The sequence below is a fragment of the Bradyrhizobium retamae genome (assembly GCF_001440415.1).
Lineage (GTDB): Bacteria > Pseudomonadota > Alphaproteobacteria > Rhizobiales > Xanthobacteraceae > Bradyrhizobium > Bradyrhizobium retamae.
The window spans coordinates 1-21,477 of record NZ_LLYA01000190.1 but is presented as its reverse complement, the minus strand read 5'-3'; the positions used below and the strand labels follow the sequence as shown (position 1 = coordinate 21,477).

Annotated in this window: 15 protein-coding genes and 3 pseudogenes; 9 read left to right on the top strand and 9 right to left on the bottom strand. The window is 62.0% G+C overall.

The genetic code is table 11. The features are described from left to right. Positions 1–33: 33 nt before the first annotated feature. Positions 34–441, top strand: coding sequence for a hypothetical protein (locus tag CQ13_RS32050; protein WP_057846804.1), 408 nt, complete (start codon positions 34–36; stop codon positions 439–441). Positions 442–443: 2 nt separating this feature from the next. On the opposite strand, the gene CQ13_RS32045 is transcribed toward CQ13_RS32050, so the two are convergent. Further along, complete coding sequence (locus CQ13_RS32045) at positions 444–2,228, bottom strand: ShlB/FhaC/HecB family hemolysin secretion/activation protein (protein ID WP_057846803.1); 1,785 nt, start codon at positions 2,226–2,228, stop codon at positions 444–446. Between the two features lie 129 nt (positions 2,229–2,357). Here CQ13_RS32045 and CQ13_RS32040 point away from each other — a divergent pair, with 129 nt between their 5' ends. The 4 genes from CQ13_RS32040 to CQ13_RS32025 all read left to right on the top strand — a co-directional run bounded on the left by CQ13_RS32040 (position 2,358) and on the right by CQ13_RS32025 (position 8,567). After that, positions 2,358–3,476 carry a FecR domain-containing protein gene (locus CQ13_RS32040; protein WP_057846802.1) on the top strand — a complete coding sequence of 373 codons (1,119 nt, stop codon included), beginning with the start codon at positions 2,358–2,360 and terminating at the stop codon, positions 3,474–3,476. Between the two features lie 56 nt (positions 3,477–3,532). Then, positions 3,533–6,259, top strand: coding sequence for an EAL domain-containing protein (locus tag CQ13_RS32035; RefSeq protein ID WP_057846801.1), 2,727 nt, complete (start codon positions 3,533–3,535; stop codon positions 6,257–6,259). Positions 6,260–6,431: 172 nt separating this feature from the next. Next, positions 6,432–7,622 (top strand): GNAT family N-acetyltransferase, encoded by a 1,191-nt coding sequence (locus CQ13_RS32030; protein WP_057846800.1) that lies wholly within the window; start codon positions 6,432–6,434, stop codon positions 7,620–7,622. Next, a complete protein-coding gene (locus CQ13_RS32025) occupies positions 7,623–8,567 on the top strand; it encodes a lysine-specific demethylase (RefSeq protein ID WP_057846799.1) in 945 nt (314 codons plus the stop codon). It abuts the gene before it with no gap. A gap of 53 nt (positions 8,568–8,620) precedes the next feature. Here CQ13_RS32025 and CQ13_RS32020 read toward each other — a convergent pair whose 3' ends face one another. Together CQ13_RS32020 and CQ13_RS32015 are read right to left on the bottom strand one after the other, a co-directional pair. After that, complete coding sequence (locus CQ13_RS32020; protein WP_057846798.1) at positions 8,621–9,259, bottom strand: NIPSNAP family protein; 639 nt, start codon at positions 9,257–9,259, stop codon at positions 8,621–8,623. 136 nt (positions 9,260–9,395) lie between these two features. Continuing rightward, positions 9,396–10,061: a DsbA family oxidoreductase gene (locus CQ13_RS32015; RefSeq protein ID WP_057846797.1), complete on the bottom strand. Its 666-nt coding sequence runs from the start codon at positions 10,059–10,061 to the stop codon at positions 9,396–9,398. 162 nt (positions 10,062–10,223) lie between these two features. On the opposite strand from CQ13_RS32015, the gene CQ13_RS32010 reads away from it, so the two are divergent. Then, positions 10,224–11,018, top strand: coding sequence for a thioesterase family protein (locus CQ13_RS32010; protein WP_057846796.1), 795 nt, complete (start codon positions 10,224–10,226; stop codon positions 11,016–11,018). On the opposite strand, the gene CQ13_RS32005 is transcribed toward CQ13_RS32010, so the two are convergent. Continuing rightward, the gene (locus tag CQ13_RS32005; RefSeq protein WP_057846795.1) at positions 11,006–11,827 is read right to left on the bottom strand and encodes a helix-turn-helix domain-containing protein; all 822 of its coding nucleotides are present in this window, start codon (positions 11,825–11,827) and stop codon (positions 11,006–11,008) included. The genes CQ13_RS32010 and CQ13_RS32005 overlap by 13 nt on opposite strands. Before the next feature lie 132 nt (positions 11,828–11,959). Next, complete coding sequence (locus CQ13_RS32000; RefSeq protein WP_057846794.1) at positions 11,960–12,778, bottom strand: helix-turn-helix domain-containing protein; 819 nt, start codon at positions 12,776–12,778, stop codon at positions 11,960–11,962. A 1,128-nt stretch (positions 12,779–13,906) separates the two neighbouring features. Between CQ13_RS32000 and CQ13_RS43670 the strand changes: the two genes are divergently transcribed. Continuing rightward, positions 13,907–14,167 carry a hypothetical protein gene (locus CQ13_RS43670; RefSeq protein ID WP_156434031.1) on the top strand — a complete coding sequence of 87 codons (261 nt, stop codon included), beginning with the start codon at positions 13,907–13,909 and terminating at the stop codon, positions 14,165–14,167. Between the two features lie 7 nt (positions 14,168–14,174). Here the strand turns inward: CQ13_RS43670 and CQ13_RS47365 are convergent. Together CQ13_RS47365 and CQ13_RS31990 are read right to left on the bottom strand one after the other, a co-directional pair. After that, positions 14,175–15,164 (bottom strand): annotated as a pseudogene (locus tag CQ13_RS47365) (IS110 family RNA-guided transposase). Positions 15,165–15,555: 391 nt separating this feature from the next. Further along, a complete protein-coding gene (locus CQ13_RS31990) occupies positions 15,556–16,068 on the bottom strand; it encodes a hypothetical protein (protein WP_057846793.1) in 513 nt (170 codons plus the stop codon). A gap of 1,189 nt (positions 16,069–17,257) precedes the next feature. Between CQ13_RS31990 and CQ13_RS31985 the strand changes: the two genes are divergently transcribed. After that, on the top strand, positions 17,258–18,655 hold the full coding sequence (locus CQ13_RS31985; RefSeq protein ID WP_057846792.1) for an IS1380 family transposase: 1,398 nt from the start codon (positions 17,258–17,260) through the stop codon (positions 18,653–18,655). Between the two features lie 1,244 nt (positions 18,656–19,899). On the opposite strand, the pseudogene CQ13_RS31975 reads toward CQ13_RS31985, so the two are convergent. Then, a pseudogene (locus CQ13_RS31975) lies at positions 19,900–20,339 on the bottom strand (SRPBCC family protein). Positions 20,340–20,352: 13 nt separating this feature from the next. Further along, entirely contained in the window at positions 20,353–20,802 is a 450-nt protein-coding gene (locus CQ13_RS47590; RefSeq protein WP_082637766.1) for an ATPase, T2SS/T4P/T4SS family, read from the bottom strand. Positions 20,803–20,856: 54 nt separating this feature from the next. Between CQ13_RS47590 and CQ13_RS41830 the strand changes: the two are divergent. Beyond that, positions 20,857–21,230: pseudogene (locus tag CQ13_RS41830) on the top strand (Y-family DNA polymerase); the annotation flags it as partial. Positions 21,231–21,477: the final 247 nt, after the last annotated feature.

Below are 21,477 nucleotides of genomic sequence, written 5' to 3'. Positions count from 1 at the left end.
CGAAATGGCGCCGCCGGGGTAAAACAACCTCCGATGCGGTGGATCGGGGTTTACATAGCGCTGGTAGCGGGCGTAGCACTGACGCTTGCGGGTTGCGGCTTTGCCGACGTCCGCGCGCCGGTGCCCGACTTCATGCGCGGCAAGGCGCCCGACCCGCCCGCGCTGGGGACGCCGCCGGACGTCAAGCTGCTGCTGCGGGAAAAACTCGATTCGGTGTTCGTGGCGGCCTCGCAACCGACCCAGGTCCGCGTCTCCGAACCGCGCCCCAACCTCCGCGGCCCGGGCTGGACCGCCTGCGTCAAGGCCGAAGTGGTTTCGGTGACCGGCAAGCCGCTGGGCACGCAGACCTATCGGATCGAAATTTCCGACGGCGCGATCGCCGACCGCCAAAAGGTCGAAGCCGAGGATACCTGCGCGACCGAGAGTTACGAGCCGGTGTAGCCCTACAAACACCGCGTCGTCGCCCGCACCGGGCAGAACTTCAGCGCGCTGGTCAGCGAGAACAGCACCCTGGCCCCGCGGGTGGGGTTGTCAGGCGCGCGATAGCTGAGCGGCGCGGCAGCGCCGATGTCGGCTTGCAGGCCCTCGGCGAGGAAGAAGCGGACGCCGCCGCCGGCGGAGGTCAGCGACAGGCCATCGCTGAGCCGGTAGCCGTCATTCCAGGCGACGCCGCTGTCGACGAAGCCGTAGAGCTGGTAGCCGCTCAGATATTGCAGGTTCGTCTTCTGGTCGAAGCGCAGTTCGAGCGAGCCCGCGAGACCGTTATCGCCGCTGATCTCGGCGCTACCATAGCCGCGGCCGAACGCAATGCCGCCGAGATAGAATCGCTGCGAAGTGAACAGCGGGCCGGATGCCGCCTGGCCGGCGGCAGCGAGCTTGACCGACCATGCATCCGTCAGCGTCTGATAGCGCGTGAACCAGAAAGTCAGCGCGGAGAAAGTGCCGGATGCGCCGACGCGCGACAGATAGTCGTCGTCGCGGTGCGAGGCGCCGAAAATGTCGAGGCCCTGGCGATAATTCACCGTCAGATAATTGATGCCGCCGAAATGGTCCTGCACGCGGTAATCCGACGTGAGGCTCGCGGTGCGGATGCGATCGGCATAGATCAGGCCGAGCACGTCGTTTTCGGTGGCATTGGTAAATCCGGCCGCTGCGGTCAGCGTCAAACTGGACTTCTGCGACTGCAACGGAGCGATGCTGCCGCGAACTTCGAACGAATGGGTCTTGATGTTGTCGCTGTAGAGACGGCGGTAATCGCCGGGCCAGACTTCGCTGTAGTAACCCGACGCGCCAATCCGGGCGCCATCGGTGCCGACGGGCACTTCGTAAGACAGGCGGCCGAATGCGAGCTGCCTGGGATCGCCGGGGGTGGTTGAAAGGTTGAACACCAGCGAGTCGCCGGGCGCGAGATAGGAGTTGAACGCGGCTGTCCCGTAGCTTTGCCGGGGTCCGACCGACGACGATCCGAGATTGTCGATGCCGAACGAGGTGAAGACGTGCCAGGTTTTCACGGAGACGATCAGGCGGAAATGGCCGGTTGTCGTGCCGATCTCATCGATCGCGGTGTCCACGATCCGCACGCCTGGGCGGCCATTGATCAGCAGCAATTGCCGCTCGAGCGTTGCAAGCCGCGAGGGCCGTTCGGCCAACACGGCATCGAGCATCGGCCGGACGCCGAATTCGTCGGCGCCGTCCCCCTTCAGCGTCAGCTCCGTGATGCTGCCTTCGACGACCTGAATGCGAAGCTCGCCGCTCTGGATATCCTGCGGTGGGATGATCGCCCGGCTGAGGTGAAAGCCGGCGGCGCGATAGACCTCGCTGACCGCGCTGGCCATCGCCGCCAGATCTGCCTGCGACACTTTTTTCCCGATGTAGGGTTGATACGCCGTCATCAGCCGGTCCTGCGGTATCGCGACGGCGCCGCTGATCGAGACGCGCCGAAGCACGAACAGCGGCTTGGTGTCTCCCTGCCCCTCCGTCCCGGCAAACTGCGCCGACGGCAATCGGGGCCGCCCGTTCGCGCCCTGGCTCGATTGCTGGTCCTCGAAACGCTTTTCGGTCTGCCGCGGATCGTAACCGGGCTGATGCGCCTGCTGCGCTTGCGCCGGCAAACAGATGAGCGAAATCCACAGCCCGAGGCTAACCACCACACGGGACAAAGCTGAACAGGCCCACTTCGGTAATTGTACGAACAAGAAATCGGAATCGTGAGCGGAACCGCTAGCCATCTGATTTTAATAGAAAATTATGGTCAACAAATGGTTAACGCGTCCCTCGCAGAGCACGGTTTCCGCTCACTCAATGTTGAAACATTTCCAATAGCGTCCGGGATAAAGCGGCAAATCGGAGAGAGTTTCATGCGTGCGATCCCTCACGTCCCGAGAACACTCGCGGCGATACTCTTCCTGGCGACAGCTTCGATCGCTAACGCCGCCGATGGCGGCGAGTGGACGGTCAGCAAATCTTCCGGCGAGGTCTGGCTCACCGGCAGCGGCGTGCAGCAGGCATCGATCAAGCAGGAAGACGTGTTGAAGCCGGGCGATACGGTTCGCACCGGCCGCACCGGTCGCGTCCTGTTGAAGCGGGGCGAGGAAATGATCATGGTCGCGCCGAATTCCGTGCTCGGCGTCCCCGCCCGGAAGAAGGAAGGGCTGTCGACCACGATCGTGCAGCAGGCGGGTTCGATCCTGCTCGACGTCGAAAAACGCAACGTCAAGCATTTCGAGGTCGAAACGCCCTACCTCGCCGCCGTGGTGAAGGGCACGCAATTCCGCGTCACTGTGAACGCCGGCAAGACCACTGTCGACGTGATCCGCGGTCAGGTCGAAGTCGCCGATTTCAAGTCGGGTCAGATCGCGCAAGTGATGGCGGGGCAGCACGCGACCGCGTTCGCGAACGGCAAGAGCGGGCTATCGCTGGGCGGAGCCGGCGTCCTCGCCCCGATCGAGCACGGCAAGCCGCGCGCACCTTCGATCGAGCGCGTGCCGGTGCCGCGCAACGGTCTCTCCGCGCCGAGCCATGCGGCCAACGGACAAAACAAGCATGCGAGCGCCCATCCCGCCAAACATGGCGTCACTCGCATCTCCTCGTCGATCGGCGAAGTTCGGGTGAACTTCCATCGCGTTACCAACGGTCTCGCCCATGGCGGCTCGGCTTCGGTCGGTGCGGCGCGGGGCGCCTCCGAACCCAATACGGTCTGGAGTTCATCAACTCCCGGCACGGACACGGCCGCCGCCAACAGTGGTCAGGGAGATAATGGCAACGGATCCGTCGCTAGTGCCGCCGGTCGAGCAAATGCAAGCGCGGTAGCGGCTGTCGCCGGGGGCAACAGCAATAGCGGCAATGGCAACAGCGGCAATGGTAACGGCAACGGCAATGGCAATGGTAATGGCAGCAGCGAAAATGCTGCCAACGGCAATGGCAACGGAGCCAACGGCAGTGGCCGTGGCAACAGTGGACACGGAAGAGGCCGCTAACCGCACAATCAACTGCAAGAGAACTGACAAACCCGAAACACCAGAACGGTGACCAAGTGAAACGATATCGGCCGCATATTTTCGTGATGATTGCGCTGGCAATCGTCCTGGCGGGCGGCTGGCACAGCTCGCTTCGCAACGCCCTGGCCGACCTGCGGTTCGCCTGGCAGTCGCGACAGGTCAGCGGCGACATCGTGGTGATCGCGATCGACGCATCGTCGATCGACAGGATCGGCGTCTGGCCGTGGCCGCGCCTGCTCCACGCCGAGTTGGTCCGACAGCTTCAGAAGGCGGACGTCCAGGACATCGCACTCGATGTCGACTTCTCGACACCATCGGATGCGTCCTCGGACCGAAGCTTTGCTGAGGCCCTCGAGGGCGCCGGCGGATCGGTGGTGCTGCCCGCCTTCCAGCAGCCCCGCACCGACAGGGCGACGCTTCACATCAATCGCCCGCTGCAGCAATTCGCCGAACATTCGTGGTCGGCGATCGTCAATGTCGAGGTCGGGCCCGATGGCCTCGTCCGGCGTTATCCGTTCGGTGAGAAGCTGGACGGCAAATTCGTGCCGTCGATGGCTGCCGTGCTTGCCGGCCAGTACGCCGAAAAGCGCATACCCTTTTTGATCGACTTCAGCATCCGAACGGCCGGAATCCCCAAAGTGTCCTTTGCCGACGTTCTAAGCGGTGATCCGGCGACACTGCAAAAACTCCAGGGCAAGAAGGTCGTCATCGGCGGTACGGCGCTCGAACTTGGTGACCGCTTCAGCGTGCCGAACGGTGTGATCCTGTCCGGCCCGGTGCTGCAGACGCTGGCTGCAGAGTCGCTTCTGCAGAACCGCGCGCTGCAATGGACTTCGGGCGTCGTCACCGCGGCCGGCCTGGCGTTGCTCGCCTTGCTGATGCTGTTCTCGTGGCACCGCCTCTCCGCCGGCAAGCGGGTCGCGCTGCTCGGCGCGACGGCATTCACGCTCGAGGCAGGCGCGTTTGCCCTGCAGGCGGCGTTCCCGCTCATTCTGGATACGTCGCTGTTTCACATCGCCATCATCGTCTACGTCGCGGCCATCGCCCTCGACGAAATCGACATCCGGGATCTGCTCGGCCGGGTCGCCGAGAGCCGCTTTCAGCGCGTGGCGATGTCGCTCGGCGACGGCCTGATCTGTACCGACTCCAACTATTTGATCACGGTGTGGAACCCTGGCGCGACCGCGATCTTCGGCTACCTGCCCGAAGAGATGATCGGTCGGCCGTTCGACGGGATTTGCGCACGTGACGAGGCCCTCGCCACGTCCGCCTTCTCCATCAAGAACGCGGCACATCTGGCTGCCGGATCGGTGGTCGAGTTCGACGGACGCCGCAGCAATGGCGAGGTGTTTCCGGTCGAAGCCTCCTTCTCCGGCTGGCAAGGCACCGACGGGCTTCAGTTTGGCGCGATCCTGCGCGACATCTCGGTACGCAAGCGCGAAGCCGAGAGAGTCAGATACCTGGCGGAGCACGACACGCTGACGGGGCTCATCAACCGCAACACGCTTCACGTCCAGCTCGAGGCCAAAATTTCCGCGGCCGAGACGGACGGCCGCAAGATGGCACTGCTGGTGATCGGCATCGACGGCTTCCAGCAGATCAACGACATGCTCGGCCACACCTGTGGTGATCTTGTGCTTCGCGCCATTTCGCAGCGACTGACGGCGGCTATTCCGCCGGCGGGCCTGGTCGCCCGCTTGAGCGGAGACGAATTCGCCATCGCCGTTCCGACCAGCGACATCGGAGAAAACCTCAGCCGCTTCGCCGAACAGATCGGCGACGGCTTCGACGCGCCGCTGCTGGCCGGAAACCGCCACCTCCGCGTCAAGGTCAGCATTGGGGCCGCCGTTTGCCCGGGCGATGGGCGAACGGCGGACGAACTCCTCAGCAACGCTCATCTGGCGTTGAGCCGCGCCAAGGCGACGAACCGCGGCGGCCACGTGCTGTTCGAAGACTCGATCCGCCGCGAGCTAGAGACGCGCCTGACGCTGGAAGCAGAGCTCGCGCTGGCCGCGGAGCGCAATCAGTTCGAATTGTTCTACCAACCGCAATTTCATCTGTCCGACGGCCGATTGATCGGCGCCGAAGCCCTGATCCGCTGGCGTCATCCCGTGCGGGGGCTGGTTTCGCCAGGCGAATTCATGCCGGTCGTCAACACCTCTCCGATTTCCGAGCGGATCGCCGAATGGGTTCTCCGAACCGCCTGCACCCAGGGAGCCGCCTGGGAACGCGCAGGACACAAACTCCGCATCGGCGTCAACCTTTCGCCGTCCCAGTTGGAATCCGGTGACCTCACGGTCTCGGTCGCGCAGGTACTGGCCAGCACCGGCTTGAATCCAACCAGCCTCGAGCTCGAGGTCACCGAAGACATCCTGCTCCACGATGAGCAGGCCGCGCTGAATACGTTCCTCGAGATTCAGGAGCTCGGCGTTCGCCTATCCTTCGACGATTTCGGGACGGGCTTTGCCAGCTTGAGCTATCTGAAGAAATTTCCGCTCGACGGGCTGAAGATCGACCGCTCTTTCGTATTGGGCTTGCTGACCAATCCCGACGACGCGGCGATCGTCAGCTCGACGATCGGACTGAGCAAGCAGCTCGGACTGTTCGTCATCGCCGAAGGCATCGAGGAACGCGCCACGGCCGACTTCCTGGTCAGGATGGGCTGCGAAGAGGGACAGGGTTACTTCTTCGGCAAGCCGATGCCAGTTCGGGATTTTGAAGCCAAGTTCCTGACCGCTCCCGCAGCCGCCGAGGTGGCGTGACGCCGGCGGTTCGACCAGGCTGAACGATCGGTTAACGCGACACTTCAAATCCGAGCATCGCAGCAACGCTATTTTCCACCTCTTTCCACTAGCGTCGCCCCGTGAACGCGATGAGCCGCCGGCGCCCTCGAGCTGTCGCCGGCATAAAAATCGCGAACGGGGATTTGGGGAAGTGGCCGATATTACCGATACATCGACGGTGCGCCGTGCATCGAGCAAGGACGCGAATGCGCCAGCCATCGGCGAGGCGCTGACGCCGCTCACCGGCATCTCCGCGCCGCAATGGCGCGCGCTCACCGAAGGCGCCGCCGAGCCGAACGGTTATTACTTGCCCGAATGGGAATTGGCTGTGAATGCTTCGGCGCGGGGGCGGCTGAATGCCGCCGCGCTCGGCGCATGGCGCGATGCATCCACGTTGATCGGCCTTGTGCCCGTGATCTCGATGTGGCGCGCCTACAAGATCCCGCTGCCCGCTCTGGTCAGCGCCGATCCCTACGGCACGCTTTGCACGCCGCTGCTCGATCGTGACATGGCGGAGGAAGCCGTCACAAGCATCCTGCGCCGGGCCCGGCGTGCCGGCGCGCATGCGCTGATTTTCCGAGCCACCTCGCTCGATGGCGCAGCCATGAAGGCCTTCACCAATGTGCTGCATCGCGGCGGCATCCAGCCGCTGGTGCTGCAGTCGCATGTCCGCGCCTGCCTCGATGCCACCGCCGACGCCGATACAGTGCTGCGCGACGCGCTCGGCGCAAAGAAACTGAAAGAACTGCGCCGCCAGCGCAATCGCCTCGCCGAACACGGCGCCGTCCATTTCGACGTGGCGCGGACGCCCGGCGAGATCGCCGCCGCCGTCGAAACCTTCCTGGTACTGGAAGCCAGCGGCTGGAAGGGCCAGCGTGGCACGGCCCTCGGCCAGCACGAGGGCGATGCGGCGTTCGTCCGCCGCGCCACGTCGGCGCTGGCAGAGACCGGCCAATGCGAGATCGTGACCTTGCGCGCCGGCGAGACGCCGGTGGCGGCAGCAATCGTGCTGCGCCATCAGGATCGCGCCTTCTACTTCAAGCTCGGCGTCGACGAGCGCTTTGCGAAGTTTTCGCCGGGCGTGCAACTGACGCTGGAGCTGACGCAGCATCTTTGCGCCGATCCAGCCATTGCCATGGTGGATTCCACCGCAAATCCCGACCATCCCATGATCAACCCGATCTGGCGCGGGCGCCTTGCGATCGGCGACGTGTTGATTCCGCTGCGGCGGAACGATCCGGTGGTGGCATTGATTCGCGCCGCGCTCCCCTTGCGGTCGGCAATCCGCGAGTCGGCGCGGCGTTTCGTCCATTTTGTCAGAAAGAATCGGGAGAAATCCTAAATGAATACGCTCACCGCCATAGCGCCCGTCATTACGGCCGACCATGACGCGCTCCGCCGCGACTTTCCGCTAAAACCGTTCGCGATCCGCCACAAGCTCGCCGGCCATCCGCTCCTGACGCTGCCACGCATCGCGCAATTGGCTTCCGAATTGCCACGCGACCTGATCGAATATAATTCCGGCAAGGTCGCGATCAGCCAGGATCCGGATGCGATTCCCGCCGTCGACCTCGACCCCGTCGAAGTCGTGAAGAGCATTGAGACCGCCGGCGCCTGGATGGTGCTCAAGCGCATCGAGAATTCGCCTGAATATCGGGCGCTGCTGGAGGATACGCTGCTGTCGGTTGCCCGTGCCCGCGGCTTCAACAGTTTGGCTGATGCCGACTTCGAGCAGGTCGAAGGTTTCCTGTTCGTGTCGTCGCCGAACTCGACCACGCCATTTCATCTCGACAGCGAAGACAATTTCTTCGTGCACATCCACGGCGAAAAATTCTTCACGATCTTCGACAATGCCGACCGTTCGATCGTCTCCGACGAAGAGATCGAGCGCTCGATGACCAAACATCGCAACCTGAAATATGACGAGAGCACTGCGCCGTTGGGCAAGGAATTCCACCTGTTCTCTGGCGACGGCTGCTATGTGCCGTATCAATGGCCGCACTGGGTACGCACCGCAGGCTCGTTCTCGATCTCGATGGCGATCACCTGGAAGACGCGCGAAGTGCGGCGGATGAACGATCTGCACTTTTTCAATTCGATGCTGCGCGGCATCGGTCTGCCGCAGCAGGCGCCAGGCAAACAGCCGGTGCTCGACGCGCTCAAGCTGGCGTTCTATCGTACCGTGACGGCCGCGATAAAGCCGCTGCGTGCCTCGATGGCGATGCGCCGCGTGCTGCGGCGGATCGCGCTGGGGAAACGCGCGAACTATTATTTGAAGGGGGCGTAGTCGCGCCCGTAGCCCGGGTTACGCTTCCGCTTCACCCGGGCGACCTCATCGTCTCACTGCAGCGGCGAATGCGGCGCCGGCAGCATGATGGTCGAGTGCATCTCGTCGAGAAATCCAGGACCCTTCCCGAGAAATTCCTGCCAGGCCGGATCCTTCATCGCGTTCCCACGCGCTTCGGCGCGGGCGTTCAGGCTGGGATAGGCCCAGATGTGGCAGGCTTCGTTCGGCTGGCCCGCTTCGGTGGTCCAGAGGCCCACGATCTTTGAATATTTTTCGCGCTCTGGCAGCACGGCGGTGAATGCATCGAGCCATTGCTTGAGGCCACCCGCCGGTTTGGCGCGGTAGTTGCGGAGCTCGTAGACATTGCCCATCGATGCCGGGGCAACCGGAGGCCTCACCGCGTTCATCAGGCGGACGTCCTGGCGGACCAGCAACGGGCGGATCAGCGGCACATATTCGCCGGTCCAGCGCGGGTTTTTCGCAAGCTCCGCGCGCAACCGGGCGCGCTCGTCAAAACTGTTGTAGCTCCACATGTGCAGGGCCTGGTTGAGCGGCCCGATCTCGGTCGACCAGTAGCCTTCGAGCTTGCCGTAATCGTCTTTGCGGATCTCGCGCGATATCGTACTCGCGGCCTTGATCATGTCGCCGAGCCTGCCGGGTTTTACGGTGTAGGTTCGCAGTTCGTAGATCACGGTGCCTCCCCAAGTTTTTTTGCTGTTTGTTGCTTGGGGCAGCACTCCTGTCAAACGCTACACTGCGCTATGCGGAGAGAGGCCCCTCACCCCGACCCTCTCCCGCAAGAACGGGGCGAGGGAGAAGAACCCTCGGCTACTCCGCGGCCTGCGCGTTGATTTCGCCGGAAACTTGCCGGATCGCGCGGGCGAGTTGCTCGGCCGGCTGGGCGCCGGAGACGGCATATTTCTGCGCGAAGACGAAGGTGGGGACGCCCGAGATGCCTTTGTCGGAAGCTTCCTGAGCCTGGCCCGAGATCAGTGCGACATCTTCATCGGTCGCAAGTCGCTTGCGCACATCATCGGCCTCGAGGCCGACATCGGCCGCGGCCCGCACCAGCACGTTGACATCGGTCAGATCGCCGCCATCGCGGAAGTACAATTCCATGAGGCGCTGCTTCATCTCGGCAGCCTTGCGTTGCGCTTCCGCCCAGTGGATCAGCCGGTGGCAATCGATGGTGTTGGGTTGACGCTTCACGAGTTCAGGGCGGTAGGTCAGCCCCTCCTCGCCCGCAGCAGCCACGACGCGGCCAGCGATGCCCTTGTACGCTTCGACCGAACCGAATTTTGCGGTGAGATATTCGTCGCGGCTGATGCCCTCGCGCGGTACCCAGGAATTGAGGAAGAACGGCCGCCAGCGCACTTCGACGGGAACATCCGGCACCAGCGCCAAGGCGTTCTCGATCCGGCGTTTGCCGATGTAGCACCAGGGGCAGACCACGTCGGACACGATGTCGATCTTGAGAGGTTTTAGGGTGCTCATCGGGACGTCCTCGCTGAATGATGTCCCGGAAGGTAGTCCGCTCACAACAGGAGACAAGGGCGCGGCCTGCATGTCTCGTATCACTTCACCTCCGCGGTTATTGTGGCGAACGGCTGGCCTTTCTAGAACTCCGTGGGTCGATTTGAGCCACGGAGCCCTGCAATGACCGTCATTTTCAGGCCGGAAGGCCTCCTGTTTCGCGCCACCGAACATGCCGGCGGGCCGTGGTCACCGGATATGCTGCAGGGCAGCGCGACCACGGCGCTGATGACCCGCGAGGTCGAGCGGCTGGCCAAGGCTTCCGGTTTTGCGGTGCGCCGCCTCACCTTCGACCTCTGGCGCCCGGCCGGCCTGCGCGCCTTCCGCTTAGAGACGGACATGCTGCGCGACGGCCGCAAGGCCAAAACCATGCAGGTGCGCCTGCTCGACGGTGACGTCGAGATCGGCCGCTGCACGGCGCTGCTGACGGTGCAAGGCGGCGACTCTCCGCCCGATCCGTTCTCGAAAGACGCTGGTGACGCGGCACCCGAGACGGGGATGCCGCCGCCCGCCTTTGCGCAAAAGTGGAGCCGCTACTTCCAGAACGTCTCGGTACGGTTGATCGACGGCGCACTGGAGAGGCCCGGCCCCGCAGCCGCCTGGATGCGGCTCGACGTGCCGATGGTCGAGGGCGAGACCAATACGCCGCTGTTGCAGGCCGTGCAGGCGGCGGACTTTGCGAGCGGCGTCGGCCAGATCGTCGACATGCGCGCGTGGACCTTCATCAATCCCGAAATTAGCCTGTATTTCTTCCGCCCGCCGGAAGGTGAATGGATTTTGATCCGTTCGCGCACCCGCGCCGGCGCCAACGGCGCGGGGCTGACCATGGCAACGCTCAGCGATCGCACGGGCCCTTTTGCCGAGGTGTTGCAAGCCATGACATTCGAGCGGCGGGCCGCGCGGGCTCAGGCGTCCTGAGCGGCGAGTGCCGTCAGCGTCGCTTCAGAAACGGCGTCCGCCGGCATGAACATCTCCACGCGCAATTCCTGCAACGTGACATCCTGCGGCGTTCCCAGCGTCAGTACCGCACCGATCAGGCCGATGCTGATGTCGCCCTTTCGCAGCCGCACCTCGCATAACGGACCCGGCGCGTCGGTTTCGCTAAGCTGAGGCGCGGCGACGTCGGGTAGCTTCAATAGTTCGCGCCAGGTCGATTGCAGCGCCAGATCGAGCGGCGCAGCCATCGCCTCGTGGCGGGCGCGCGCCAAGAGCGCTGCGGCGACCTCGGGCCAGTCCACCACGAACGGCCGCAACTCATCTGGAGCCAAAAACATCCGCATGTGATTGAGCGGCCGCGCCATCCGCGCCTCGCCGAGCAACATTGTCATCAAGCGCGTGGCCGCGCTGTTTGCCTGAATCACGTTCCAGCGGCGGTCGGTGACGATCGCCGGAAACGGCTCGTGCCGCCGCAACAGCAAATCGATGGCGCGTTTGGCGTCGGCAACTTCGGGCGCAGAGAGATCGCGCTCGCCATATTGCCGGGCAAAGCCGCCCGCCTCCAATAATGCATTGCGATCGCGCAAGGAGAGACCGAGTGCGGACGCCAGTTTCAGCAGGATGTCGCGGCTGCCTGCAGCCTTGCCGGTTTCGACGTAGCTCAAATGCTTGATCGAGATGCCGGCCTCGAATGCGAGATCGGCCTGGCTCATGGCGCGGCGGTTGCGCCACCCGCGCAGGAGATCGCCGACCGGATTGATCGGCCGCGGTGCATGTTGGCGAGAATCCATGCGCCGATTATGCGGAGGGTGGGCCTTGCTGTAAACCGTGACCATGTAGGATGGGGTAGAGCGCAAGCGAAACCCATCAACCGTGCCGCCTCTTACATGATGGGTATCGCTTCGCTCCACCCATCCTACAAACTACAAAGCTGCCGCTATCTGCCGCATCCGATCGGCGGTCAGATCATCGGCGGGGAAGAACGTTTCCAGCGCCAGCTCCTGCAACGTGATGTCGACGGGCGTGCCGAACACCATGGTGGTGGAGATGAAACTCAGCACGTCGCCGTTGTGCCGCAGCTTGAAGGGGATAGCGACGTTGTCGACCGAGATCGGCCCGGAGCGCGCCGGCATGCGATAGGCTTTCAGCTCCTGGTACAGCTTCAGCAATTCGGGATCAGCCGTTGCCTCGCACTGGCGATGCAGCCGTTCCAGAAGATGCGCGCTCCATTCGGCGAGATTGACCGTGCGCGGCGCGAGCCCCTCGGGATGAAAGGCGAGCCGCAGAATGTTGAAGGGGTGCCCCAGCAGATGGGGCGGCAACCCTTCGAGCAGCGGCGCCACCATGCGGTTGGCCGTCACCAGATTCCATTGCCGGTCATAGGCCAGCGCCGGATTGGGCTCATGCGCCTTCAGCACCAGATCGATCGCCTGCCGGGCTGACTTCAGCGCCGGATCATCCAGCGAGCGTTGCGGAAAGGCCGGGGCAAAGCCTGCCGCGACCAGGAGCACGTTGCGTTCACGCAAGGGGACCTCCAATCGCTCGGCAAGCTTGAGCACCATCTCCCGCGATGGCGCGGCGCGGCCGGTTTCCACAAAACTGAGGTGACGCGCGGATATTTCGGCATCGCTCGCCAGATCGAGCTGGCTCAGATGGCGCCGTTGGCGCCATTCGCGCAGGTGATCGCCGATATGAGGGGCTTTCGTTGGTTCGGCTCGCGCCGTGGCAGCATGTGCGTTCATGGTGGAAAACCTACCATGCGAATTTCGTCCATTCCATTACGTCCGAGGTAATGGATCTTGGCGCCTAACCACTTGAACTAGCGGGAATTTCTTTTCCAGATTCCGTTCGATACCAACAAAAATACCAACATCTCGAACTCAACCACCGACATAAAGAATGTTGGCAAGCCTTGCTCCCCAAGCTTTATCCAGTCCTGAGTTCGGAAGTGATCCAGCAGGTGCGCGAGAAGTTCGTCTGCCGGGCCTGCTAAGCTATCACCGACCGCCGGGCCCTCGCATCCGATTGCACGAGGACGTGCGGGGCCGAAGCTGTTCGCCCATATGAGTGCTGAGGCCGGCGTGAAGGCGGTGCGGAGTAAGTCGCCGCCTACCAGGTAAAATGCTTTGCCGAAGCGTATCCTCCGCTTCGGACTTTCCCAGACGACGATGGAATGTGGCTCCTTGCGAGAAGTTCGATCATTCCGGGCTTGGCGCGCGAAGCCACGTTTCTCGTCGCGCTTCCGTACAGGTCAAAAGTGGGCTCGCGCGCATGGGCCTCTGGGCTGCAGCTGGTCCACTCGGACCGCGGCACACCAATTTCGAAGACGGTTCGATCTGCGCCTCTCACCGGCCGACGGGGTATGGTTTGACGGCGGCGATCTCAGGACGCTGCTGGATCTCTACAGCATCTGGACGCTGCGCGACCTGTACCTTGAAGTTTTCGGCCAATGGCCGGGAAAGCAATATGCTCCTGTCGGCGCCGATCCTCGGATACAAGCCTACTACAGGTGGATCGAGTGCAATGACGATGAGCTGTGCGGTTGGGGCTCGGAAACTCGGAAGACGCGGACTGTTGCAAGTCGTCGGACTTGCAATGGAATTTCAGCCAACTCGGGTCGATCTTCCTGGACCAAGTGCCAGGCGGATTTTCGAATCGCAAGCCGCCTCTCTCCGTCGTGGAGTTCGTCGAAAGCCGATCTCGGCTTCCCCGAATTAAGAGACGACGTCCGTCATAACGCATCCCTAAGTCCCGCTTGGGAACGAAACACCGTTGAAACCCAGACTTATGGCAGTTCGGAATACTTGCCTCGTTTAGGAGCGCGGAACTCGGGACACGCATAGGATTCGTCCTGAGCAGGAGTCATATGGATGCTGCTGTTTAAGCAGCGGCCGCCCGGCGATCCGAAAGCTGCAGGGTTGGGAGATCTCGGTGCTGCAGGAAGCCGACGTAATCCGCCGCAGCGGCGATCCGCACGCCCGGAAACGCGCTTAGAGGATGGCGTTCAAGAGGTGCGGCATCTCGATATGAAGAGCGCGGTGCGTAACGCCCGCAGGGACGACTTCGAGAGTGCCAACACCTTCGTCCCGGCAGGGACTTGTTCCGCCGAAGGCGGATCTGTGTTGGTTTAAGACTGGTTCATGCAGTGCGCATCTCTGCCTGGAACTCGGTGCCATCGGTCCAGATGGCATGAAGGATGACAGCCATTTTGCAAGCGACCGCAACCTTCGCCTTTTTGGCGCCGATGCGCTTGGCCAGCTTGCTGCCCCAGCGCTTGAGCGCAGAGCCTCGCCTGACAACGGTCAGGACGACGTTCGCGGCCTCGAACAAATAAGTTCGAACCTGGTGGTTGCCGCGCTTGGAGATGCGCCCAGTGCGATCGATCTCACCGAAGGCGCCAACGCCGGCGGAATGTCTGAAGCGAGTGGGGTCATCGATGGTCACGACGAACGACAGGGCAGTCCGGGGACCGATACCGGGAACGGTCATCATCCGCCGAACAGTTTGGTTGCCTTTTGCTACCGTCAGGCGCTATCGATCGAGTTTTTCAATTTGCGCGGTCAAGCAGGACCGGGCAAGGAGCAGCGGCGCGAAAATATCTTGTAAATCCGGTGCTTCAACGAGTACGGCGTTGACTTTGCGAGCCAGGTTGGTCGAACCGGCCTTGCCGAGCACTATTCCGAGCCCTTACACAGGCCGCGCATTTGGTTATCGGGATCTCGCCGCAGATTCACCAGCTTGGTTCGAGCCGCCAGCATCGAACGGGTTTTCCAGTTCTCCGCCCCCTTCACGGCAGCTTCCCGGTACCATCCCATGCGGGCCATTTCGGCTAGCCCTTTGGCATCATTTGGATCCGACTTGTTGATGCGCATCGATAACGCTGCGTTGGCATGACGCGCATCAAGGCAAATAACCGGAAAACCCAGCGCCCTGAGTTGGTGCCAAAGCCAATTGGATAGCGAGCCCGTTTCAAAAACGATCCGCTCAGCATTGCCAGCATGCCGCCGCAAGAGTTTAGCGATAGCCTCCGGATTGGTGGGCGCGCAACCTTCGAATGTCACGCCGCCGGTCTGGTCCAAAACGCAAATGCTGGTTTCTTGAGATGTCCAAACCAACGTATTGCTTCATAGAGCCGCTCCCTTTCGATAATTTGCTGAGTAGATCCCTACCGAACCTCGTGCCTTCGACAAGCCGTCAGCCGCGATTACGCGATGTGAAGAACTGTCCAGCCATTGAGCGGTAGTCGATTTTTTGGGAGCGGAGCGAGGTTTGAGATTGCAAGCTTTTTGGGTTTGAAGGCCGGAAAGCTTGCAATTTCATTTCAGTCCCAGTCGATCTTGCCACCGAGCTGTACCAGCTCGTGCTTCAGGTTGGTGATCTGGTCGTGCCTGGCGCGAAACAGATCGCCTTCCCGTCTTCTCCGGCTTCTTCGGTCGCATCGTCCCCTCCGGTGCGACCACAGAAGCACGACCGGCGATTCGAGCCGCTATGGTACCAGAAGCGCCTTGAAGTGGACCTGCTAAAGCATCCCGTCCTTCTGCGGGCTGATCCGACGGCGGTTTGGCGCTTTGTTCAGTAGGCCGGCAAGCCGCAGACCTTCCAGGATGCCTTCCAGCCGCTGTACACGGATCATCGAAGCAACCATGGAAACGGCGTCCTGCTGTTGGATCGTGAAGTGCACATCCGGAAATTCCTCAGACATCGCCTCCAAGAATGTCTGCGGGTTGGTAACGTGATCTCGGAGCGCATGCGCCGCTTCCTCCGCGAGGTAGGTCGCAAGATCGCCGTCGACGGACCCGACGAAATTGAAGTCATAGCGGGTACGGTCCTTGATAGATTGCCGAATCAGCTCGCTTTGGTGTTTTGCTTCAACGAAGAGCATGAAGACCGCATCAGGCAGGTTGTCGCGCGGCACGTTCTTCAAATCAGCGATTCGGGCGTAAATGTCCTTCCCTGCTGGCTCGTTCCGCTCGAATCGGTTTTGAACCTCCTGGGTCTCACGCTTGCGCAGCATTTTCTTCTTTCCGAACATCGCACATCCTCCGAGCCGCGATATAATTCGGTTCTCGCAAAAGATCAAAACGGCGTCTGGCGATCGGTAGGCGCATTTAAAGCGAATGTGACGGCTGGAAGAAAGACAACGCGCTGTTAGCTCCGCATGAAGATCTTGTGCGACAACGCCCGAGTCAAAGCAAACTCGCAGCGCATCCGCTCTCCTCCGCGATCGGGGCGCGCGGACTACGAATCCAAACCATGCACCGACCTGAATCACAAGATCAACTGCAAAGGCCGTCTGGTAAGCGACTTTCGGGTAGCGGCCCTGGTGAGGGATCCAGGGCTGAACCGCAAGCCCGTCACATACTTGCATCACAAACGCCCAACCGAGATGAAAGACAATGAGCGCCGCATTGGGCGCGTTCGCAGGATTAGCACCAGCTGAGAGAGAAAGAAACGCGATAGCGAGAAGCCAAAAGAGCGCTCCCGGAAGTTCTCCGATTTCGAATCGATCACCGCAGCAGGTCGGTCGCCATCATCGACACGGGCGGAACTGGGTCAATCGACTCTCTCATCTGTGCAGATAGCGACACTCGCTTCAATCGTCCAGAAGATTGAGGAACTCTTCGATCTTCCAAAGCGGTCCTCCCTCGCGTCGGTTGCTGATGTAGCCGACAGCCGATCACCAGCGAACTCGCCGGCTAAGGGGCGACGCCGAATGTCTTCCATTACATTCGTTTCTCCCGCCCCGCCCCAAGAAACTGAGCGGCCTTGGACCTCGTTGGGAGCTGTCGCACTCCGAGCAATCACCAGCCCCCGTGCTCGGTTTGCGGGGGGGGGGCCGCCGGTCTCCGCCCATTTCGGCGGTCTCACGAGCCTGTCCCGTACTGGCGTGCTGCAGCCGCGGCACAGACGTCCTGTGATCCCGTTGCCACACTCTCTCTGTTCCGTCGTCGGAACAGCATTTTTGATTCACTTCCTCGTCCCGACGATGCAAGTCTCTGAAGCCCGGGGTGGGAGTACTTCATAAGCATTTCATTTTAAGCCCGGACATGGGCCGCTCGATTACTTCGGGCGGCCCTTTTTATGGCCGCGAGCTCGCCGTCAACGCCCCCGGGCATGGCAACGCTAACCGGCATTTCTCACAGAGTTAGGCGCATCGGGGTGCCGAATCAGCGAAAGTTCTTTTGCGAGAAGGACTTTGCGATGATTCGAGGAGCGCCCCGATGCCGACAGAGTGTAGCGCAGAGCGGTTTGATTTTGGAAGGGTGGAAGGCCGCCTCGTGGAGGCGGCCTTTGATGCTGGATTGGTGACGTCGGATGCGGGCGCGCTGCTTCTGGGCGCGAGCGATCGGGCGATCGATCTGGTGGGGCGCTTTGCGGATTGCTTTCGCGATCATCGCCGGCAGGATCTGATCGAGCACACGGTGGCGACACTGATCGGGCAGCGGGTGTTTGGCATCGCGCTCGGCTATGAAGACCTCAACGACCACGACGAACTGCGGCACGATCCGCTGATGGCGGTGCTTTCGGGCAAGCTTGAAGCGCGGCGCGGGGACTGCGCGCCGGTGGCCGGCAAGTCGACGCTGAACCGGCTGGAGCTGAGCCGAAACGAACCTTCGCGCTATCACAAGATCGCCTATGACGCGGCGGCGATCGAGGCGCTGCCGGCGACGCTGTTCCTGGAGGCGCACCAGCGACCGCCGGAGCAGATCATCCTCGATCTGGATGCCACCGACGACCCGCTGCACGGGCATCAGGAGGGGCGCTTCTTCCACGGCTATTACGACAGCTACTGCTATCTGCCGCTGTACGTGTTCTGCGGCCGGCACCTGTTGGCAGCCAAGCTGCGGCGCGCCGACATCGACGCCAGTGCGGGCAGCGTCGAGGAGGTCGCGCGGATTGTCCGGCAAATCCGCGCCCGCTGGCCGTTCGTGCGCATCCTGCTGCGAGCGGACTCGGGCTTTGCGCGCGAGGCGCTGATGGCATGGTGCGAGCAGAACCGCGTGGATTACCTGTTCGGGCTCGCCCGCAACACCCGCCTGGTCGCCATGATTGACGAGGAGCTTGCCGCGGCGAAAACCGCGGCCGAACAGACCGGCCGCCCGGCGCGCCGCTTTAAGGACTTCCAGTGGAGCACGCTCGATAGCTGGAGCCAGGAGCGCCGCGTCGTCGCCAAGGCGGAGTGGACGCACGGCGAGGCCAATCCGCGCTTCGTCGTCACCTCGCTCAAGCGGGCCGAGGCCGGCGCGCGGCAGCTCTACGAGGACATTTACTGCGCCCGCGGCGACATGGAAAACCGCATCAAGGAATGCCAGCTCGACCTCTACGCCGACCGCACGTCGGCTCAGACCATGCGCGCCAACCAACTGCGGCTGTGGTTCGCCGCGATGGCCTATGTGCTGATCTGTGCGCTGCGGCGCATCGGCCTTGCCGAAACCACCTTTGCGGACGCCACCTGCGGCACCATCCGCCTCAAGCTCCTGAAGATCGGGGCACTGGTACGCATCTCCTGCCGCCGCATCAAGATCGCCATGGCCTCGGCCTGCCCAGCCGCCGAACAATGGGGCCGCGCCGCCCGTCACCTGGCCGAAGCCGCCAAGGCCCGCGCCTCGCCGGCCTGACACGCGCCGCCGCAACGCGCCCAACCCGCGGCATCATCAACAAGGCCCCAGCGGAGACACACAAAACCAAATCGCCCCCAGCGCCTTCGGCCGCGCCACAGTCTTCGTCGCCTTCGCGCCGATCCACCAATGCCCGTCGCAAATCAATTGGCCATGTGAGAAATGCAGGCTAACACTTGCCAATCTCAAATAATTTCCCTGGTGCACCGCTCACTCCGCAACTCCGCTCGTCGTGCTCGTTGGCCTTAGGTCGCGTCAGGTGGGCCGCCTGAAATCACCATGGGCGGTTCCCATCTTGCACAACGGGGGCTGCTGTGCTGTCTCGGCCGGCGGCCCCACCCCCGAAGGCGTGTAGCCGGTTACTGTGCCGGTCTTGTTCTGTGCCGAGGGCTTTCTCGGCCCGCTACTTGCACGGGTATATGACGTTGCCATCGTTAAGAGATGAACTGCAGCGGTTCCTAATTCCTTCATTTGTTCATCCGCGACGTAGACGCCAGCGGCACGATGGTAAGGGACCGCAACCGTTGCGCAGGCATCAGCAACGAAATCGGCAATTTTGTCATCGCCACCCAAGCGGGGAGCTTTACTTCGATGACGCTCAGTTACACCGGCGACCCGACGGCTTTTCGCATCAATCAACACGAGAGTGGATACATACTCTGTCAGCAGTTCTCGGCGGACTGATCGATGTCGGACTTACAATTATGATGTTTATGAACACGACGTCCTGCCGTGGCGCGGTCTGGAAAACTTGGTGCCTACGCCTGACGGGACTTCCGGATGGGATGCCTCCCATACCTTTGTCTTGTTCGGTGAGAGCAAAGAAGCGCAATTGGGTGCATCGCTGAAAAGCCGAGCCCGACGTGGATCAAACTCGGAAATCCGGAGGTATACAACTGGGAGATCTGCTTTGCCCGCGATTGTGGTGCAATGCTCGTTTCTATCTTTGGGACAAGCTTGGCTTTTGAGATTCTCCTGCCCACCACCGCTTGCAGTCGATCGAGAGGCTGGCACTTCCGATCGGAACTTCCATCACAAAATTTCGCGAATATCGAGCATTTTGGCGCGCCCCCTGGGGAAGCGAGACAAGACCGTGAATTCAATGCTTTACAGAAATGTTTGCGTGAGAAGTGCATTGCTTTTCAAGGCGTTTCAGAATGTCGGCATCCCGACCCAGTACAAGGGGCGATCGCGGCATCAAGCTCACCGCCATTGCGGCTCCTTGAGCGTTTGCTGCCACGTAATCAGAACGTCCATCCCCGAACCTGAATGGTTTTGGCGAAGTTGGCGAAGAACTCGTCGGCTAATTTCTTGGCCGCGCCGTTTACCAGCCCCTGGCCAAGCTGTGCCAATTTGCCGCCGATCTGGGCCGCCACATGGTAGCTCAACAGCGTGCCTCCGTCCGTTTCGGCCAGGTTGACCTTTGCCCCACCCTTTGCGAAGCCAGCGACGCCGCCCTCTCCTTCCCCCGAGATCTTGTAGCCGATCGAGGGATTGAGGTCCGCTCAGCGTGACCTTGCCTTTGAACCGTGCCGATACCGGTCCAACCTTCATCCCTGGTGACCGCACGAAATCCGTGGTCATCGGTCTTCTCGAGCTCTTCGCAGCCCGGAATGCACGCCTTGAGCACGGCCTGGTCGTTAATTTTGGTCCACACGGCTTCGCGGGGCGCAGCGAGTTGAATTTTGCCGTCATCCTCATCGCCATAGGATTCTAACCTCGTGTCGGGTCTTGGCCGGTTCCTTCTTGAACTCGATCTGCATCGAGCGGGCGATCTGAATCCGCTGCGCCTGCGGCTGTCCGGCGCCGTGGATGGATTCGGTCAGATATCCCCCGGCGTTGCGAGCGTCATGTTCTCGACGAGCCGGAGGATCCGGATCCTGTGCTCGGTGGGGATCGGCCCTCCGAAGGACGGCCTGCCGCAGGTCGTCGTTGGTCGTGATCAGCTCCGCGATTGCGATGCGCCCCTTGTAGCCTGACCCGTGATACTGGACGTCGCCGACGGGCTCCCTGACCTGGTCAACTGCAAAACTGAGAGGGGTCAGCGCGGCAAACCGAGTTAATTGCTGGCGGGCTGCGTTGTTATTGGGATGCAGCGGGCGGGAGCAAGTTGGACAGAGCAGGCGGCTCAGGCGCTGCGAGAGCACGCCTCGAATAGCGGAGGACAGCAGAAAAGGTTCAAGATTTTGTATTACTCATGCATGAGACTTTCCCGCCGGGAACAGGATGGGGCTGCGCCCCTTCTGCGCAAGATTATCTACATTGACATTGGATGCGTTCTACGCGTCGGTGAAGCAGCGGACCAATCCTGACCTGCCCGGCAAGCCGGTAGCCGTGGGAGGATCAAAGGAGCGAGGCGTGGTAGCCTCCGCCAGCTACGAGGCACGCAAGTTCGGGATCAGGTCGGCGATGCCATCGGACAGCCAAGCGCAATGCCCTGACCTGATGTTCGTTAAGCCTCGCTTCGACGTTTACAACGATATCTCTCGTCAGATCCGACGATCTTCGCCGACCACACGGAAATCATCGAGCCGCGCTCGACGAGGTCTATGTTGGCGTCACCGAGAACATCCAGAGTAATCTCCGTTTCGGATTCAACGACCCCGAAGCTGAAGACGAGGATCAGTTGTCTCTCATTTTGAGATGAATAGCAGTGACCGCGATTACTCGTTCAGAAGGTCGAGGAACTCTTCGACCTTCCTAAGCGGTCCCTCGCGTCCGTTGCTGATGTAGACGACCCGATCGCCATCGCGTTGCAGGGATCGCCCCTTGGATTTCCGAAGTCGTCCCGGCAGGAATGTCGCGGCTACGGCATCCCGGCC

Excerpts from the sequence above, each read along its gene's own strand:
- CQ13_RS32025 (WP_057846799.1), top strand. The coding sequence starts at position 7,623 with ATGAATACGCTCACCGCCATAGCGCCCGTCATTACGGCCGACCATGAC.
- CQ13_RS32005 (WP_057846795.1), bottom strand. The coding sequence starts at position 11,827 with ATGGATTCTCGCCAACATGCACCGCGGCCGATCAATCCGGTCGGCGAT.
- CQ13_RS43670 (WP_156434031.1), top strand. The coding sequence starts at position 13,907 with ATGCTGCTGTTTAAGCAGCGGCCGCCCGGCGATCCGAAAGCTGCAGGG.
- CQ13_RS31985 (WP_057846792.1), top strand. The coding sequence starts at position 17,258 with ATGCCGACAGAGTGTAGCGCAGAGCGGTTTGATTTTGGAAGGGTGGAA.
- CQ13_RS32010 (WP_057846796.1), top strand. The coding sequence starts at position 10,224 with ATGACCGTCATTTTCAGGCCGGAAGGCCTCCTGTTTCGCGCCACCGAA.
- CQ13_RS32040 (WP_057846802.1), top strand. The coding sequence starts at position 2,358 with ATGCGTGCGATCCCTCACGTCCCGAGAACACTCGCGGCGATACTCTTC.
- CQ13_RS32045 (WP_057846803.1), bottom strand. The coding sequence starts at position 2,228 with ATGGCTAGCGGTTCCGCTCACGATTCCGATTTCTTGTTCGTACAATTA.
- CQ13_RS31990 (WP_057846793.1), bottom strand. The coding sequence starts at position 16,068 with ATGTTCGGAAAGAAGAAAATGCTGCGCAAGCGTGAGACCCAGGAGGTT.
- CQ13_RS32000 (WP_057846794.1), bottom strand. The coding sequence starts at position 12,778 with ATGAACGCACATGCTGCCACGGCGCGAGCCGAACCAACGAAAGCCCCT.
- CQ13_RS32015 (WP_057846797.1), bottom strand. The coding sequence starts at position 10,061 with ATGAGCACCCTAAAACCTCTCAAGATCGACATCGTGTCCGACGTGGTC.
- CQ13_RS32050 (WP_057846804.1), top strand. The coding sequence starts at position 34 with ATGCGGTGGATCGGGGTTTACATAGCGCTGGTAGCGGGCGTAGCACTG.